This window comes from Nocardioides sp. Leaf307 (assembly GCF_001423135.1).
Taxonomy (GTDB): Bacteria; Actinomycetota; Actinomycetes; order Propionibacteriales; family Nocardioidaceae; genus Nocardioides; species Nocardioides kribbensis.
In genome coordinates, this window is sequence record NZ_LMNY01000001.1 from 1,563,901 (window position 1) to 1,580,793 (window position 16,893).

Annotated in this window: 16 protein-coding genes; 9 read left to right on the top strand and 7 right to left on the bottom strand. The window is 74.4% G+C overall.

The genetic code is table 11. The annotated features are described in order from the left end of the window. Positions 1-32 precede the first annotated feature (32 nt). From ASF50_RS07135 to era, 4 genes are read left to right on the top strand one after another with little or no spacing between them, the layout of a single operon-like run. The gene (locus ASF50_RS07135) at positions 33-1,409 is read left to right on the top strand and encodes an FAD-binding oxidoreductase (protein ID WP_056864214.1); all 1,377 of its coding nucleotides are present in this window, start codon (positions 33-35) and stop codon (positions 1,407-1,409) included. After that, positions 1,406-2,689 carry a class I SAM-dependent methyltransferase gene (locus ASF50_RS07140; RefSeq protein WP_056864215.1) on the top strand — a complete coding sequence of 428 codons (1,284 nt, stop codon included), beginning with the start codon at positions 1,406-1,408 and terminating at the stop codon, positions 2,687-2,689. The genes ASF50_RS07135 and ASF50_RS07140 overlap by 4 nt, the downstream gene beginning before the upstream one ends. 13 nt (positions 2,690-2,702) lie before the next feature. Next, a complete protein-coding gene (locus ASF50_RS07145; RefSeq protein WP_056903897.1) occupies positions 2,703-3,506 on the top strand; it encodes a siderophore-interacting protein in 804 nt (267 codons plus the stop codon). After that, positions 3,499-4,509, top strand: a complete 1,011-nt coding sequence (era, locus tag ASF50_RS07150) for a GTPase Era (protein ID WP_082500245.1) — start codon at positions 3,499-3,501, stop codon at positions 4,507-4,509. Before ASF50_RS07145 ends, era begins: the two co-directional genes overlap by 8 nt. 33 nt (positions 4,510-4,542) lie before the next feature. Here the strand turns inward: era and ASF50_RS07155 are convergent, their stop codons facing one another. The 3 genes from ASF50_RS07155 to ASF50_RS07165 all read right to left on the bottom strand — a co-directional run bounded on the left by ASF50_RS07155 (position 4,543) and on the right by ASF50_RS07165 (position 6,849). Beyond that, positions 4,543-5,406: a septum formation family protein gene (locus ASF50_RS07155; protein WP_235557578.1), complete on the bottom strand. Its 864-nt coding sequence runs from the start codon at positions 5,404-5,406 to the stop codon at positions 4,543-4,545. Beyond that, positions 5,403-6,257, bottom strand: coding sequence for a septum formation family protein (locus ASF50_RS07160; protein WP_228942574.1), 855 nt, complete (start codon positions 6,255-6,257; stop codon positions 5,403-5,405). The genes ASF50_RS07155 and ASF50_RS07160 overlap by 4 nt, the downstream gene beginning before the upstream one ends. 100 nt (positions 6,258-6,357) lie before the next feature. Beyond that, the gene (locus ASF50_RS07165; RefSeq protein ID WP_056864630.1) at positions 6,358-6,849 is read right to left on the bottom strand and encodes an NAD(P)H-dependent oxidoreductase; all 492 of its coding nucleotides are present in this window, start codon (positions 6,847-6,849) and stop codon (positions 6,358-6,360) included. A 70-nt stretch (positions 6,850-6,919) separates the two neighbouring features. Here ASF50_RS07165 and ASF50_RS07170 point away from each other — a divergent pair, with 70 nt between their 5' ends. Beyond that, entirely contained in the window at positions 6,920-7,849 is a 930-nt protein-coding gene (locus ASF50_RS07170) for a LysR family transcriptional regulator (RefSeq protein ID WP_156718132.1), read from the top strand. Here ASF50_RS07170 and ASF50_RS19890 read toward each other — a convergent pair. After that, positions 7,846-8,475, bottom strand: coding sequence for a helix-turn-helix transcriptional regulator (locus ASF50_RS19890; RefSeq protein ID WP_162242367.1), 630 nt, complete (start codon positions 8,473-8,475; stop codon positions 7,846-7,848). The genes ASF50_RS07170 and ASF50_RS19890 overlap by 4 nt on opposite strands. A 304-nt stretch (positions 8,476-8,779) precedes the next feature. Here ASF50_RS19890 and leuA point away from each other — a divergent pair, with 304 nt between their 5' ends. After that, the gene (leuA, locus tag ASF50_RS07180) at positions 8,780-10,531 is read left to right on the top strand and encodes a 2-isopropylmalate synthase (RefSeq protein ID WP_056903900.1); all 1,752 of its coding nucleotides are present in this window, start codon (positions 8,780-8,782) and stop codon (positions 10,529-10,531) included. Position 10,532: 1 nt separating this feature from the next. Here leuA and ASF50_RS07185 read toward each other — a convergent pair whose 3' ends face one another. Next, positions 10,533-13,382, bottom strand: a complete 2,850-nt coding sequence (locus ASF50_RS07185) for an ATP-binding protein (RefSeq protein WP_162242368.1) — start codon at positions 13,380-13,382, stop codon at positions 10,533-10,535. Positions 13,383-13,430: 48 nt separating this feature from the next. On the opposite strand from ASF50_RS07185, the gene ASF50_RS07190 reads away from it, so the two are divergent. Genes ASF50_RS07190 through ASF50_RS07200 form a run of 3 tightly spaced genes read left to right on the top strand, consistent with a single transcriptional unit; the run spans position 13,431 to position 15,894 of the window. After that, positions 13,431-14,300, top strand: coding sequence for an alpha/beta fold hydrolase (locus ASF50_RS07190; RefSeq protein ID WP_056864221.1), 870 nt, complete (start codon positions 13,431-13,433; stop codon positions 14,298-14,300). A gap of 36 nt (positions 14,301-14,336) precedes the next feature. Further along, positions 14,337-15,065: a DNA repair protein RecO gene (gene recO / locus ASF50_RS07195; protein ID WP_156718134.1), complete on the top strand. Its 729-nt coding sequence runs from the start codon at positions 14,337-14,339 to the stop codon at positions 15,063-15,065. A gap of 43 nt (positions 15,066-15,108) precedes the next feature. Then, a complete protein-coding gene (locus tag ASF50_RS07200; protein WP_056864222.1) occupies positions 15,109-15,894 on the top strand; it encodes an isoprenyl transferase in 786 nt (261 codons plus the stop codon). 7 nt (positions 15,895-15,901) lie between these two features. Here the strand turns inward: ASF50_RS07200 and ASF50_RS07205 are convergent, their stop codons facing one another. Together ASF50_RS07205 and ASF50_RS07210 are read right to left on the bottom strand one after the other, a co-directional pair. Beyond that, positions 15,902-16,462, bottom strand: coding sequence for a gluconokinase (locus ASF50_RS07205; RefSeq protein ID WP_235557579.1), 561 nt, complete (start codon positions 16,460-16,462; stop codon positions 15,902-15,904). Continuing rightward, positions 16,444-16,893 carry a Fur family transcriptional regulator gene (locus tag ASF50_RS07210; RefSeq protein ID WP_082502846.1) on the bottom strand — a complete coding sequence of 150 codons (450 nt, stop codon included), beginning with the start codon at positions 16,891-16,893 and terminating at the stop codon, positions 16,444-16,446. The genes ASF50_RS07205 and ASF50_RS07210 overlap by 19 nt, the downstream gene beginning before the upstream one ends.

Sequence of the window (16,893 nt, forward strand, 5' to 3'; positions counted from 1 at the left end):
GGGCGACACGACCCGGGAGTAACGTGCGGCGAGTGGCTGAGAGCGGTGCTTGGAGACAGCATGAGGAGGCGGTCGCCCGCCTGTTGACGTCGTACGCGGAGCTGGCGCCCGACGCCCCCGTGCGGCTGGCCAAGCGCACCTCGAACCTGTTCCGGCCCCGCGCCGCGACCACGTCGCCGGGCCTCGACGTGTCGGGCCTGACCGGCGTGATCGAGGTCGACCCCGGGCGGCGCACCGCCGAGGTGCAGGGCATGTGCACCTACGAGGACCTGGTGGCGGCCACGCTGGCCCACGGGCTCGTGCCCGAGGTGGTGCCGCAGCTGCGCACCATCACCCTCGGTGGCGCGGTCACCGGGCTGGGCGTGGAGTCGACGAGCTTCCGCCACGGGCTGCCCCACGAGTCGGTGCTGGAGATGGACGTGCTCACCGGCGCCGGCGAGATCGTCACGACCCGACCCGGCGAGGACCTCTTCGACACCTTCCCCAACTCCTACGGCTCGCTGGGCTACGCCACGCGGCTGCGGATCTCGCTGGTCGCGGTGCCGTCCTTCGTGGCCCTGCGCCACGTGCGCTTCGCCAACGCGAAGGAGCTGGCGGCGGGGATCGCGGCCGTGGTCGGGTCGGGGGAGCACGACGGGGTGCGTGTCGACGGCCTCGACGGGGTCGCGTTCTCCCCCGACGAGCTCTACCTCACGCTGGCCACCTTCACCGACCGACCCGGCGGGCCCGCGTCGGACTACACCGGCCAGCAGGTCTTCTACCGCTCCCTGCAGCAGCGCGAGCACGACGTGCTGACCACCGAGGACTACCTCTGGCGCTGGGACACCGACTGGTTCTGGTGCTCGGGGGCCTTCGGGGTGCAGCGCCCCGTCGTACGACGCCTGTGGCCGCGGCGCTGGCGTCGCTCCGACGTCTACCACCGCCTCGTCGGCCTCGACCAGCGCCTCGGCCTGGTCGACCGCCTCGACGCCCGCGCGGGCCGACCGCGCCGCGAGCGGGTGGTGCAGGACGTCGAGGTGCCCGTCGAGCGGCTGCCCGACTTCCTGGCGTGGTTCGACGACGAGGTCGGCATGCGCCCGGTGTGGCTGTGCCCGCTGGTCTCCCGCGGCACCAGCGGCGGCGGGCGCTGGCCCACCTACCCCCTCGAGCCGGGCGAGACCTACGTCAACGTCGGCTTCTGGGGCACCGTGCACGTCGGCGACGACGCCGACGACGGCCCGACCAACCGCGCCATCGAGGCCGAGGTGCACCGCCTCGGCGGGCACAAGTCCCTCTACTCCGAGGCCTTCTACGACCGCGAGACCTTCGACCGGCTCTACGACGGGGCGCACCTGGCCGCCGTCAAGGCCCGCGTCGACCCCGACGACAGACTCACCCACCTCTACGACAAGGCGGTGCGCAGGCAGTGACCGGCCCCACGACATCCACCCTCACCATCGGCCAGGCGGTCGAGACCCTGCTGCGCGACGGCATGCCGGTGCGGTTCCGGGCCTACGACGGCTCCGTCGCGGGCCCGCCCGACGCCGAGCTCGGCCTCGAGCTGCGCACCCCGCGCGGGCTGTCGTACCTGCTCACCGCGCCCGGCGACCTGGGCATGGCGCGCGCCTACGTCTCCGGCGACCTGGTCGTGCACGGCGTGCACCCCGGCGACCCCTACGCCGTCATGCGGCTCCTGCAGAACCACCTGCGCTTCCGCAAGCCCACCCCCGGCGAGCTCGTGACCCTCGTGCGCGGGCTCGGCCTGGGGCACCTCAAGCCGCCGCCGCCCCCGCCGCAGGAGCACCTGCCGCGCTGGCGACGCGCCGTGGAGGGCCTGCGCCACTCCCTGACGCGCGACGCCGAGGTCATCAGCCACCACTACGACGTCTCCAACGCCTTCTACCGCCACGTGCTGGGCCCCTCGATGGCCTACACCTGCGCCGTCTACCCCGACGCCGACGCCTCGCTGGAGGAGGCGCAGGCCGAGAAGTTCGACCTCGTGTGCCGCAAGCTCGACCTCAAGCCGGGACAGCGCCTGCTCGACGTGGGCTGCGGCTGGGGAGGCATGGTGCGCCACGCCGCACGGGAGTACGGCGTGAAGGCGCTCGGCGTGACGCTGTCGCGCGAGCAGGCGTCGTGGGCCAAGGAGGCCATCGACCGCGACGGCCTGGGCGACCTCGCCGAGGTGCGCCACAGCGACTACCGCGAGGTGCTCGAGACCGACTTCGACGCGGTCAGCTCGATCGGCCTGCTCGAGCACGTCGGCGTGCGCAACTACCCGGCGTACTTCTCCTTCCTGCGCGAGCGGCTGCGCCCCGAGGGCCGGCTGCTCAACCACTGCATCACCCGCCACGACAACGCGGTCACCGAGACCGGGGCGTTCATCGACCGCTACGTCTTCCCCGACGGCGAGCTCACCGGGTCGGGCACGATCATCGCCACCGCCCAGGACGCGGGGCTGGAGGTCGTGCACGAGGAGAACCTGCGCCGCCACTACGCGATGACCCTGCGCGACTGGTGCGCCAACCTCGTCGAGCACTGGGACGAGTGCGTGGCCGAGGTCGGCGAGGGCACGGCCCGGGTGTGGGGGCTCTACATGGCCGGCTCGCGGCTCGGCTTCGAGCGCAACGAGATCCAGCTGCACCAGGTGCTCGCGGTGCGCACCGGCGAGGACGGCTCCGACGGATTGCCGCTGCGGCCCACCTGGTGACTAACCTCGTCCGGTGAGCACCCGCGCCCAGCAGTACGCCGCCGTGGTGCTGCGTCGCGAGCAGCGCAGCGACCACCTCGTGCGCCTGGTCCTCGGCGGGCCCGGTCTGGCCGGGTTCGTCTCGACCGGGGTGCCCGACGAGTGGGTGGGCCTCGTGGTGCCGGGCCAGTTCCAGAGCCGCTACTACACGGTGCGCTCCTGGGACGGCACCGAGCTCGTGCTCGACGTCGTCGTGCACGACGTCGGCCTGGTCACCGAGTGGGCGGCCCGGCCGGCCGAGGAGCTGGTGGGGGAGACCGTCACGGTCACCGAGCCCAAGGGCTCCTTCGCCATGCCGGCGGGAGCGGCCTGGCTGATGCTGGTCGGCGACCTCACCGCCCTGCCGGCCATGGCCCGCATCGCCCAGACGACCACCCGGGCCGACGGCGCGAGGGCCGCGGTGCCGACCCGGATCTGGGTCGAGGTGCCCGAGGTGCCGACCGGCTACCTGCCCGAGGGCCTCGACGTGACCTGGCTGCCGCAGCCCGGCGAGGGCCGCTCCCGGCTGGCCGAGGTCGTCGAGGAGCTGGACTGGCCCGCCGACGAGGGATACTTCTGGATGGCGGGGGAGTCCTCGCAGATGCGGGCGATCCGCAAGCACCTGATGCGCGAGCGGTCGCTGCCCAGCACGGCCTACGACGTGATGGGCTACTGGCGCGGAGGCGCCACCCGTCAGCCGCGCGCTGTCGACCCCGGCCCCATCTGGCGGGCCGGCAAGGCAGCGGGCAAGACCGACGAGCAGATCTGGGCCGACTACGACGAGGCGCGACATGAGTGAGACCCCCACGACCCCCGGCAGCAGGTCGGGCCGCACGTCCGGCGAGCGCCTCGACGACCACCGCGCGGGCGGCGGCGCCGACGGGAGCGCCGGCTTCCGCAGCGGCTTCGCCTCCTTCGTGGGCCGGCCCAACGCCGGCAAGTCCACGCTGACCAACGCGCTGGTGGGCTCGAAGGTGGTCATCACCTCCTCCAAGCCCCAGACCACCCGCACGGTGGTGCGTGGCATCGTGCACCGCCCCGACTCCCAGCTCGTGCTGGTCGACACCCCGGGGCTGCACCGCCCCCGCACCCTGCTCGGCGAGCGGCTCAACGACCTGGTCAAGACCACGCTGGCCGAGGTCGACGTCGTCGCCGTCTGCTTCCCCGCCAACGAGAAGATCGGGCCCGGGGACCGTTTCATCGTCGCCGAGATGGCCAAGGTGCGTCGCACGACCAAGGTCGCCATCGCCACCAAGACCGACCTCGCCACGCCTGAGCAGATCGGTCAGCACCTGCTCGACATCGCCGCGCTCGGCGCCGAGACCGGCATCGAGTGGGCCGAGATCGTGCCGGTCTCGGCCCAGGCCGGCGACCAGGTCGAGCTGCTCCAGGACCTGCTCGTCGCGCTGCTGCCGACCGGCCCGCAGCTCTACCCCGACGGCGAGCTCAGCGACGCCCCCGAGGAGGCGATCGTGGCCGAGCTGATCCGCGAGGCCGCCCTCGAGGGGGTGCGCGACGAGCTGCCGCACTCCATCGCCGTCGTGGTCGAGGAGATGGGGCTGCGCGAGGACCGCCCCGAGGACCGCCCGCTGCTCGACATCCACGCGTCGGTCTTCGTGGAGCGCGACTCGCAGAAGGGGATCATGATCGGCCACAAGGGCTCGCGCCTGCGCAAGGTCGGCTCCGACGCCCGCGTGCAGATCGAGGCGCTGCTCGGCACCCCGGTCTACCTCGACCTGCGCGTCAAGATCGCCAAGGACTGGCAGCGCGACCCCCGCCAGCTGCGCCGGCTCGGCTTCTGAGCCCGCCGCCGCGGGGCCGGTCCGCCGGCCAGGTCAGTCCGGCACCCAGCACAGGCCGTAGGTCTGCCCGTCGGCCCACTGTTCGGCGGTGGGCCACTCGTAGCCCCAGCGGAAGCTGAGCGGGTCGGCCGCGGCGTCGCGCCCGGCGTCCTCGCACGGCGTCTCTCCCCGGGTGCGCACCGCGTCGACCCCCGGGTAGGCGCCGGTGCCGAGGTCGACCACCGAGATCGCCCGCCAGGAGTGCGGGCGCGAGCAGACGACGCGGGAGAACCCCGCGGTGCCCGGCTCGGCGGTGCCGCACACGCCGTAGCGGGTGCGACCGGCCTCGGTGTCCAGCACGCCCGCCAGGACCCCGGTGAGCGGGGCGAGGCGCTCGTCGGCGGCCAGCGCGATGACGTCGCAGCGGTACCAGTCGGCCCCGGCGTCGGACTCCTCCACCGTGGGGGTGAACCACACCGCGCGCAGCATGCTCAGGCGGCGGTCGGCCTGCGTGCCGCCGAGGAAGCCCGCCAGGCGCTCGGGGCAGGTGCGGGCCACGGAGGACTGGACCCGGTCGGAGTCGATGGCCAGCAGGTGGCCCCCCGCGAGCGCGTCGACGGTGCCGACGGCGAAGGTGCGCGCGGTGTCGCCCCCGCAGTCCACCGGACGGGCGTCGACGGTCGGCGCCAGGGCCGCGGCGTACGACAGGCGGTAGCAGGCGCCCTCCGCGGGCCGCGCCACCGGCTCGGCCGTCGGCGGAGCGGTCGGGGTGGGGCTCGCCGAGGCCGACCCGGAGCCCGACGGTGTCGAGGAGGACGACGGCTGCGGCTCGCCGGACCCGCCGCTGCACGCGGCGAGGAGCGGGAGCACGAGGGCGAGGGCGCCCAGACGGGTGCGCAAGTGGCGCGCGCGGGTCACCGGTCGGTCCTCGCCCAGCACACCGAGCGGCGGTTGCCGCCGTCCCACTCGGCCTCGTGGAAGTAGGTGTAGCCGTACTCGTAGGTGGGCGGGTAGCCCAGCCACGCCCCCACCGACTCCGAGCAGAAGTCGCGGGAGCGGACCTCGGAGAGCCGGTCGCCGGGATAGGGGTCGCCGGCCTCGCCGAGCTTGATGGTGGTGACGGCACGCCAGGTGTGGGGCTCGCTGCACGGCACCCGCGGCGATCCGGCGACGGTCGCGCCGTCGGCGCAGACCAGCCACCGGTCGTCGACGCGTCCGGTCAGCAGACCCTCGGCGGTCTCGGGGAGCTCGACGTACTCCTCGCTCTGCTCGCTGCCGCCGACCAGGTCGCACCGGTACCACCGCGCCCCCTCGTCCCAGGCGGCCTCGGAGGGGCGGAACCACGCCCACGCCACCACGGTGCGCATGACGGTGCTCTCGTCGGCGCCGAGGAAGGCCATCTGCTGGGCCGAGCAGGTGTCGTAGGCGAAGGCACCCAGGCGCGGGTCGTCGTAGGCGGCGTCGGAGAGCTCATCGGGCAGCGGGCCCACGGCGTAGGTCTGGGCGGTGTGCGGCTCGGAGCAGTCGACGGTGCGCGTGGCGTCGGAGGGCTGCGCGACGTCGTCGGGGGTGAGCACGCGGCACGCGCCCAGCTCGGGCGCCTCGACGGCGTCGACCTGGGCGGGGTCGACCTCGGGGTCGGCCTGGGCGCCCCCGCTGCAGGCGCTCAGCAGCGCGGTGAGGGCGAGGGTGGCCAGCACGGCGGTGGGCCCGGGGCGCGGGCGCCGTCGGGGCACCAGCGAGGCGTGGGGCAGCGGTGCGTGGGGCAACGCGCTCCTCCGGTGCTGGTCTCGGCCCGGCGCGACGCCGGGTGGTGGGGCGGACACCGGGATGCTACCGGTGGGGGCGCCGGCGAGGGGCGGGAGTGGCTCAGGCGTCGGGCGACACCAGGGCGGCCAGCGTGGCGCCGAGCTCGTAGGCCGCGTCGCGGGCCCGTCGGTCGACGTCGCCGACCACCTCCAGCACAGCGGCCGCCTGCCGCCACGGCAGCGCCCCGGTGATCGTGAGCACCGACCGGGTCGCGCCGGTGGTGTCGTAGCGCCCGTGCACCCACAGCCCGAAGGGCGTGCTGGCGCCCGCGCCGGAGGCGGCGGAGCCGTCGTCGGACAGCGAGCCGCCGACCTCCAGGAAGACGGAGTCGAAGAAGTGCTTGAGCGCTCCCGACATGTAGCCGAAGTTGGCCGGGGTGCCGAGCACGAGGCCGTCGGCGGCGAGCACGTCCTCGGGGCCCGCCGACAGCGCGTCGCGCACGACCACCTCGACGCCGGTGACCTCCTCGTCGTGGGCCCCGGCCTCGACCCGGTCGGCCAGCTCCGCGACGACGGCGGTGGGGGCGTGGTGCACGAGGAGGAGCCGGCTCATGGGCCGACCGTAGCGGCCGGTCACCGCGCTGCGGGGGTGCGGCAGCGCCGCGGGCACTAGCGTGCTGCCCGTGAGCTCCCTCCCCGACCTGCCGGCGCTGCGGCTGCTCGTCGACGTGGCCCGGCTGGGCAGCATCGGCGCGGCCGGACGCGCGGCGGGGATCTCCCAGCAGAGCGCGTCGGAGCGGCTCCGGGCGGTCGAGACGCAGACCGGGCTCTCGCTGGTGCAGCGCTCCACCAGCGGCTCGACCCTCACCGCCCACGGTCGCCTGCTCGTGGAGTGGAGCCAGGACCTGCTCGACCGGGCCGACGAGCTCGACCTCGCGCTGCGGACCCTGCGCTCGGAGGGCGCGCGGGAGCTCCACGTCTACGCCAGCATGACCACCGCGGAGTTCCTGCTCCCGCGCTGGCTCGTGCGGCTGCGCCAGCAGCGCGCGGCCGGGACGGCCGCGCCGGTGGCGGTCAGCCTGCACGCGACCAACTCCGAGACCGTGGTCGCCGCGGTGCGCGACGGCAGCGCCGGGCTCGGCTTCGTGGAGGGGCCGGTCGACCTCCACGGGCTGGCCACGCGGCCGGTGGGCACCGACGAGCTGGTGCTGGTGGCGGCGCCCGACGACCCGTGGGCGAGCCGGCGCACCCCGCTGCCGGCCGCCGGGGTCGCGGCGCGGGCGCTGACCACCCGCGAGCCGGGCTCCGGCACCCGCCGCGTGCTGGAGGACGCCCTGGCCGCGGCGGGGCACGTGGCGTCGGCGCCGGAGGTGGAGCTGACCACCAACGCCGCGGTGCTGGCCGCCGTGCGCGCGGGCAGCCCGCCGGCCTTCCTCAGCCGCTGGGCGGTGCGCCGCGACGTGGAGGCGGGCGACGTGGTCGAGGTCGCCACCACCGGGCTGGACCTCCACCGGGTGCTGACCGCGGTCTGGCAGGGCAGCTCGCGACCGCCGGCGGGGCCGGTGAGGGACCTGCTGGCCATCGCCGCCGGCCCGGGCGAGGCCCGGCGCTAGCCGGTCCAGCCCTGGCGGTGCGCCCAGGCCACGGCCTGCGTGCGGCGGCTGACCCCGGTCTTGGCGTAGACCTGGCGGACGTAGGTCTTCACCGAGTTGACGCTCACGAAGAGGGCCTCGGCGATCTCGCTGTTGGACTGCCCCCGGCACAGGAGGACGAGCACCTCCGACTCGCGGCCCGACAGGCCCGGGAAGGCCGGTGGACCCGCCTGGGCCGGCACGGCCTCGCCGCGGTGGACCGCCTCCACCGCGACCACGAGCTCGGCCGCCGGGGCGGTCTTGGCGACCCAGCCGTCGGCGCCCGCGTCCAGCGCGCGCTCGACCGCCGACGCGTGGGTCTGCCAGGTGTGGACGAGCACCGGGACCCCGGGGGCGTGCGCGAGCCAGGCCAGGAGCCGGGCCTCGTGGCCCGGACCGGGGGTGAAGGGGTCGCACAGCACGACGTCGACGCCGGCCAGGGCCCTCGGCTCCTCGAGGACCTTGTCGGGCAGGAGGTCGACCACGACACGGTGACGGTAGGGCGCGAGCATCCCGACCAGCCCCGCGGCCACCAGCTCCGACTCCGCCAGCACCCCGACGCGCAGCGGCGGTCGCGCGCGGGGCGGAGCAGGAGGTGGTGCGGTCACGGAACGGGAACCTAATCGTGAGCACGACACGAGTGACATGGGGACGCCTCGCCCGGAGGGGTGAAATTTTCGTGAACCCGCCCGTGGGCGCCGGCCGGGTCGACGAACGGCCCGAGGGGTGGGACGACGCCCGTGCCGGCGCTCGCCCGCTCGGGGCTGGGCTATGGTGGACGCCTCATGACGCGACAGCTGCTCCTCCTCCTTCGCTGCCGCAGCGAGGTCTGAGCCAGAGCCGGACCCCCTCGCTGCGGAGTGCACCAGTGCGCGCCGGCCGCCCACGGCCCCACCCAGCGAGGACCTGACCATGAGCAGCACCCGGATCGACCTGAGCAACACCCACAACGCCCAGCGCCCCAGCGGCATGCCGGTGCACCGCTACGAGGCGTTCCAGCCCGTCGACCTGCCCGACCGCACCTGGCCCACCCGCAAGATCACCCACGCCCCGCGGTGGCTCTCGACCGACCTGCGCGACGGCAACCAGGCGCTGATCGACCCGATGACCCCGGCGCGCAAGCTGGAGATGTTCGACCTGCTGGTGCGCATGGGCTACAAGGAGATCGAGGTCGGCTTCCCGTCGGCGAGCCAGACCGACTTCGACTTCGTGCGCCAGCTGGTGGAGGGCGACCGCATCCCCGACGACGTCCGCATCTCGGTGCTGACCCAGGCCAGGGAGGACCTCATCGAGCGCACCGTGGAGTCGCTGGTGGGCGCCGACCGCGCCACCGTGCACCTCTACAACGCCACCGCCCCGCTGTTCCGTCGCGTCGTGTTCGGGGTGACGCCGCAGGAGTGCACCAGCATCGCGGTGCGCGGCACCGAGCTGGTGATGAAGTACGCCGAGCAGCACCTGGGCCGGGCCATCGAGGAGTTCGGCTACCAGTACTCCCCGGAGATCTTCACCCAGTCCGAGACCGACTTCGCCCTGTCGGTGTGCGAGGCGGTCTCCGACGTGTGGCAGCCCGAGCCGGGCCGCGAGATCATCCTCAACCTGCCGGCGACCGTCGAGATGTCGACGCCCAACACCTACGCCGACCAGATCGAGTACTTCTCGCGCGGCCTGACCCGGCGCGAGGTGAGCGCCATCTCGCTGCACCCGCACAACGACCGGGGCACGGCGGTGGCGGCCACCGAGCTGGCGCTGATGGCCGGTGCCGACCGCGTCGAGGGCTGCCTCTTCGGCCACGGCGAGCGCACCGGCAACGTGTGCCTGGTGACCCTGGGGATGAACCTCTTCAGCCAGGGCATCGACCCCCAGATCGACTTCGCCGTCGGCGGCGGCATCGACGAGGTGCGCCGCACGGTGGAGTACTGCACCCAGCTGCCGGTGCACCCGCGCCACCCCTACGCCGGCGACCTCGTCTACACCGCTTTCTCCGGGTCTCACCAGGACGCCATCAAGAAGGGCCTGGAGGACCTCGACCGCCAGGCCGCCGAGCAGGGCCGCCCCGTCGGGGAGATCCGCTGGGAGGCGCCCTACCTGCCCATCGACCCCAAGGACGTCGGTCGCACCTACGAGGCCGTGATCCGGGTCAACAGCCAGTCCGGCAAGGGCGGGGTGGCCTACGTGCTCAAGGCCGAGCACAAGCTCGACCTGCCCCGCCGCGCGCAGATCGAGTTCAGCCGCGTGGTCCAGGAGCGCACCGACGCCGAGGGCGGCGAGATCACGCCCGACGAGATCTGGGCGGTCTTCCGCGCGGAGTACCTCGACCGGGAGGCCCCGCTGCGCCTCGACGCGGTGCACACCAGCTCCGCGGCCGGGGAGAAGGACGCCCTCGACGTGAACGTCTTCGTCGACGGGCAGGCCCAGTCGCTGCACGGCACCGGCAACGGCCCGCTCTCGGCCTTCTGCGACGCCATCAACGCGCTCCCGCAGGACTGGGACGTCCGGATCCTCGACTACGCCGAGCACGCGCTGACCGCCGGTGGCGACTCGCTGGCCGCGGCGTACGTCGAGTGCTCGGTGCGCGACCGCATCTACTGGGGCGTCGGCGTGGACGCCAACATCGTCACGGCCTCCCTGCAGGCCGTGGTGAGCGCCGTCAACCGCGCCGGCTGAGTCAGGCCGGCACGGGCCGGTGGCCCGGGTCGCCCACGGGGCGGTTCGGGCCACCGCTGTGCAGGAGCGGCAGCCGCACCGTGAAGGTGGCACCCTCCAGGTGGGCCGAGCGGACCCGGATCCGACCACCGTGGGCCTCGACGATCGCGGCCACGATGGCCAGGCCCAGCCCGGTGCCCTGGATCGCCTCGGTGTGGGCGGTGGAGCTGCGGAAGAAGCGCTTGAAGAGGTCCTCCTGCTCGTCGAGCGGGATCCCGAGACCGGTGTCGGTGACGCTGAGCACCGCCTCGTCGCCCTCCTGGGAGAGCCGGGCGCGCACGACGCCGCCGTCCTCGGTGAACTTCATCGCGTTGCTGACGAGGTTGACCATCACGCGCTCGAGCTGCGGACGGTCGCCCAGCACGTGCAGCGGGCCCGTCGGGGTCTCGAAGGTGACCGTGAGGTCGCGCCCGGCCAGCAGCGGCTGCACGGAGTCCTCGACCAGGCCCAGGCAGGCGGCCAGGTCGACCTCCTCGCTGCGCCAGGTCACGTCGTCGCTGTCGAGACCGCTGAGCATGAGCAGGTCGTTGCACAGGGCGATGAGGCGCTCGCCGTTGCGCGCGATGGTCTCGAAGAGGCGCAGCTGCTCGGGCAGCGGCTCGACGACGGAGCCGTCCTGCAGCATCTCGGTGAAGCCGACGATGCTGGTGATGGGGGTGCGCAGCTCGTGCGACACCGTGGAGACGAACTCGGTCTTGGCCTCGTCGAGGGCGCGCAGCCGCTCGACGGCCGTGCGCTCCTTGTCGAGCGCCGCGGCCAGCATGTCCTGGCTGCGGCGCTGCTGCGTGACGTCGCGCCCCACGCAGAGGTAGCCGACGCCGGTCGACAGCGAGGGGTCGGTCGCGCTCAGGGTCACCGAGATCACCCGGGGGCTGCCGTCGCCCCCGACGAAGGTCCACTCGCGGGCGCGGGTCTCCCCGTCACCGGCCTCCGCCACCAGGGCGGCGAAGGCGGCCCGCAGGTCGGTGGTGCCGGTGCGGGCCAGCAGCTGCTCGCGGTCGAGCAGGTCCACGAAGCGGCGACCGACCACCTCGTGGGGCTGGTGGCCCAGCAGCTGCACGGCGCCGGTGTTGACCACCTCGATGCAGCCCTCGGGGCTCAGGCCCAGCAGTGCGGTGCCGATCGGGGCCCGCATGAGGTGGCTGACCAGCCCCGCACTGGCGCGCTCGGTGGTGACGTCGATGCCGGTCATCACCCCGAAGGCCGGGAAGCCGTGCTCGTCGCGCACGACGTTGCTGCTCCACACGATGCGGCGCCGCTCGCCGCTGCGGGTCAGGGCCTCGCCCTCGCGCACCACCGGGGCGCCGGAGCGGTTGGGCCACACGAAGAGGGCGTCGAGGTCGCCGCTGTCGGGAGCCAGGCCGGTCTCCCCGACGAGGCGGCCGAGCAGCTCGCTCTCGCCGTAGCCGGTGGCCCGCGTGGTGGCCGCGTTGACGCGCACCACGCGGCCGCTGAGGTCGGTGACCAGGATGAGCGCGTCGGTGGTGTCGAGGGTGGCGCTGGTGAGCTTCTGCGCGGCCTCGAGCTGGCGCCGGGCGCTGTGCTCGCGGGAGACGTCGAGCAGCTGGGCGGAGTAGACCAGCCCCCCGTCGAGCTCGCGGTCGATCACCCCCAGGGCCACGTCGACCCGCGCTCCCTCGCGACCGGTCACCCCCACGGTGGACTGCCAGCTGCGGATGCGCCCGGTGCTCAGCCCCACGACGAGGTCGGGCAACGACTGGGGGGTGACCAGCAGCCCGCCCAGGTCACGACCGAGCAGGCTCTCGCGGCCCGCGCCGAGCACGGCCGCGGCGGCGTCGTTGATGTCGACGACGACCAGGTCGGCGCCCTCGGCGCGCAGCAGCACCTGGCCGAGCAGCGACTCGGTGAAGTTGCGCCGGAAGAGCAGGCCGTCGGAGCGGATCCGCTCGAGGAGGTCGGCGCGCTGGGCGACGACGATGGCCAGGGGCAGGGTGATGAGCACGGCGCAGACGAGGTAGCCCTGGGTGAGCGTCGCCGCGGCGAGGCCACCGAGGGCGGCCGCGTCGGCGGCGTTGCCGAGCGGCCCCCACCCGAGGTCGGTGACGTAGGTCGTCAGCACCGCGAAGCCGGCCAGCTCCACGGTGACCGTGCGGAGGTCGAAGCGCAGGCCGGCCCAGGCCAGCAGCACGAAGGGCACGAAGGCCAGCGGCAGCGACTGGGCGGGGGAGAAGACGACCAGCGTGGCGACCAGCAGCGCCGCCACGTGCACCGCCAGCTCCTCGCTGCGCCCCCGCGGACGGCGACGCGTCGTCGCCGCGAGCGCGATCGGGGCGATCACGAGGGTCGAGGCGGCGTGGGCGGCGAGCACCGAGACCGCGGCCTCGCCCGGGGAGCCGCCCGGCACCAGCGTGGCCACCGTGAGGGCGGCACCCGCCGCCACCGTGGCCCCGCCGGCCAGGGCGGCGAGCACCAGCCGCACGAAGTCGTCGGCCCCCGCGAGCCCGGGGGTCCCGCCCGCCCGGCCCCGTCCCAGGCGCAGCACGAGGCCCGCGACGAGGGCCTCGGCGGCGTTGGCGGCGCCGAAGGCGGTGGCGACGTCGAGTGGACGGCCCCCGGTCACGTTGGCGGCCGCGGTCACCACCACGAGCGCGGCCACCGTCAGCGGCACGGCCAGTCGGCCTGGACGTGCGCAGGCGACCAGCACGACCGCGATGCCGGCGGCCGGCCACCACGCCGCCACCGGGCGGTCGGCGGGGGCGAGCTCGACCGCCCCGACGGCTGCGGCGTAGGTCGCCACGAGCAGCAGGACCGACGCCCTCAGGGTCAGGGGTCGACCGCCGTGCTCGCTCATGGCGGGCATTCTTCCCGGTGCCGGAGCCGCTCGCAGTACATTCGCGCCATGTTGGTCTCCGAGCGGATCGGTCAGTTCTTCCTCGAGGGCGAGTCGGGCCGCGACCGCATCGAGTACACCGAGTACGGCGGCGGCGACTCGTGGGTCGTGCTGATCCACGGCCAGCTCATGCCCCGGCGCATGCAGCAGCCGCTGGCGCGCGCGCTTGCCGCCGAGGGCCTCCACGTCGTCACCGTCGACCTGCTCGGCCACGGCCGCTCCGACCGGCCCGCCGACCCGCTGGCCTACTCCATGACCGCCTTCGCCGAGCAGGTCGTGGCGCTGCTCGACCACCTCGGCGCGCCGCAGGCGGTCGTCGGAGGCACGTCGCTGGGGGCCAACGTCTCGCTCGAGGTGGCGGTGGAGGCCCCCGACCGGGTGCGCGGCCTGATCCTCGAGATGCCCGTGCTCGACAACGCCGTCGAGGCAGGCATCCTGGCCTTCGCCCCGGTGCTCTTCGCCGCCCGCTTCCTGCCCTTCACCGTCAACGGGGTCCGGCGACTGACCCGCCCCGTGCCGCGCGGCCTGGTGCCCTTCTGGGTCGGGATCGTGCTCGACACCCTCGACCAGCGAGCCGACAGCGTCGCCGCCGTGGTGCACGGGCTGTTCTTCGGCCGCGTGGCGCCCTCCTCCCGCCAGCGGCGCGCCATCCAGGCGCCGGCGCTCGTGGTGGGCCACCCCGCCGACCCGATCCACCCGGCGGCCGATGCGGCGATGCTGGCCGAGGAGATGCCCCACGCCACCTTCGTGCGGGCCCGCAGCATCCTGGAGTGGCGGGTCGCCCCCGCTCGGCTCGACCGGGCGGCGGCCGACTTCGCGACCGCCTGCTGGCGCAGCCCCCGCGCCTCGCGCCGCACCCGCCCGCGTCCGGGCGCCTGAGCGCCGGGCGACCCCGGGGCGGGCACAATGGGGGGCGTGCCCCGCTACCGCGACGAGGCGATCGTCCTGCGCACCCACAAGCTGGGGGAGGCCGACCGCATCATCACCCTGCTGACCCGCCACCACGGCCGGGTCCGCGCGGTGGCGAAGGGCGTGCGGCGCACCACCTCCAAGTTCGGCTCGCGGCTGGAGCCCTTCACCCACGTCGACCTCCAGCTCGCCGAGGGGCGCAACCTCGACACGATCACCCAGGCCGAGACCCTCGACCCCTTCGCCGCGGGTGTGGGGCTGGACTACGAGCGCTACACCGCCGGCACCGTCATGCTCGAGACCGCCGAGCGGCTGGCCACCGAGGAGCGCGAGCCCTCGCTGCAGCAGTTCCTGCTGCTCGTGGGCGGGCTGCGGGCGATGGTCTCGGGCGACCGGGGGCCCGGGCAGGTGCTCGACTCCTACCTCCTGCGCTCGCTGTCGGTGGCCGGCTACGCCCCGTCCTTCCACCACTGCGCCCGCTGCGGCGTCGAGGGCCCGCACCGCTGGTTCAACCACGCGATGGGCGGGGTGCTCTGCGCGACCTGCCGGGTGCCCGGGTCGGCCAGCCCCGCGCCGGCCACGCTCGAGCTGCTCGGCTCGCTGCTGGCCGGTGACTGGCCGGCCGTCGCCGCCGCCGACGCCCGCACCCGCAAGGAGGCCAGCGGCCTGGTCGCGGCGTACCTGCACTGGCACCTCGAGCGCGGGCTGCGCTCGATGGAGCACGTCGAGCGGTGAGCCGCGACCGGTGTCCGGGCCCGCGGGTCCTAGGGTCTGCTGCGTGAAGCGCGACGTCCGTCCCCCGACCCCGCACCCCTCGGGCGCCCGGCCCCCCGCCGTGCCCCGCGAGCTGGTGCCCCGCCACGTCGCGGTGGTCATGGACGGCAACGGGCGCTGGGCCAAGGAGCGCGGCCTGCCTCGCACCAAGGGCCACGAGGCGGGGGAGTCCTCGCTCTTCGACGTGGTCGAGGGCGCGATCGAGATGGGCGTCAAGGCGGTGTCGGCCTACGCCTTCTCCACCGAGAACTGGTCACGCTCGCCCGACGAGGTGAAGTTCCTGATGGGCTTCAACCGCGACGTGATCCGCCGCCGGCGCGACGAGATGCACGAGCTGGGCGTGCGCGTGCGGTGGGCCGGTCGCACCCCGCGGCTGTGGCGCTCGGTGGTCAAGGAGCTGCAGGTCGCCGAGGAGCTGACCCGCGACAACGACGTGCTGACGCTGACCATGTGCGTCAACTACGGCGGACGCGCGGAGCTGGCCGACACCGCCCGCTCCATCGCCCGTGAGGTCGCCGCAGGACGCCTCGACCCCGAGCGGATCACCGAGAAGACCTTCGCCCGCCACCTCTACGTGCCCGAGCTCTCCGACGCCGACCTGGTGTGGCGCACCTCCGGGGAGCAGCGGCTGTCCAACTTCATGCTCTGGCAGGCCGCCTACGCCGAGATGGTCTTCACCGACGTGCTGTGGCCCGACGTCGACCGCCGCGCCCTGTGGCGGGCCATCGAGATCTACGCCTCGCGCGACCGCAGGTACGGCGGGGCGCTGCCGAACCCGACCGAGGGATAGCGCGGGCTCACGGCGACGACAGCCGCGCCCGCACCACACGGGCGGCCTCGGCCACGACCTCCTCGACCGGCGGGGCGACGTCGACCACGGCGCCCTGCTCGTCGGCGTCGAGCGGCTCCAGGGTCTCCAGCTGGCTGTCGAGCAGCGAGGTGGGCATGAAGTGCCGCTCACGGCGCGCCATCCGCTCCCGCAGCACCGCCGGGTCGGTGTGGAGGTGCACGAAGAACACGTCGGGCGCGCCGGCGCGCAGCCGGTCGCGGTAGGACCGCTTGAGCGCGGAGCAGGTCACCACGCCGGGCCGACCGGCCTCGACGTCGCTGCGCAGGGCCACGGCGATGCGGTCCAGCCACGGCTCGCGGTCGGTGTCGGTCAGGGGCTCACCGGCCTCCATCTTGGCGATGTTGGCCTCGGGGTGGAGGTCGTCGCCCTCCACCATCGGCCAGCCGAGCTCGTCGGCGAGACCGCGGGCCACCGTCGACTTCCCCGTCGCCGAGACACCCATGACGACGACCTGGAGCGGGGTGCGCGGCGCCTCGAGGGGCGCGGGGTCTAGCGGCAGGCCGGACACGTGCCGAAGATCTCCAGGGTGTGGCTGACCTCGCCGTAGCCGTGCTCGGCGGCGATCGCGCTGGTCCAGCGCTCGACGGCGGGGCCCTCCACCTCGACGGTGCGTCCGCAGGAGCGGCACACCAGGTGGTGGTGGTGGGTGGTCGAGCAGGCGCGGTAGATGGCCTCGCCGTCCTCGCTGCGCAGCATGTCGATCTCGCCGGCGTCGGCCAGGCGCTGCAGCGTGCGGTAGACGGTGGCCAGGCCGACCGCCTCGCCGCGGTTGCGCAGCAGCTCGTGGATCTCCTGCGCGGAGCGGAAGTCCTCGAAGGAGGCCATCGCCTCGCTCACGGCACGACGCTGGCGGGTCGGGCGCAGCGCGGGCCTCGCAGCGGGCTCCTGGGCGGTCTGCTGCTCGGCGCGGTCCGTCGTCGGCGGCTCAGTGCTCGTCAT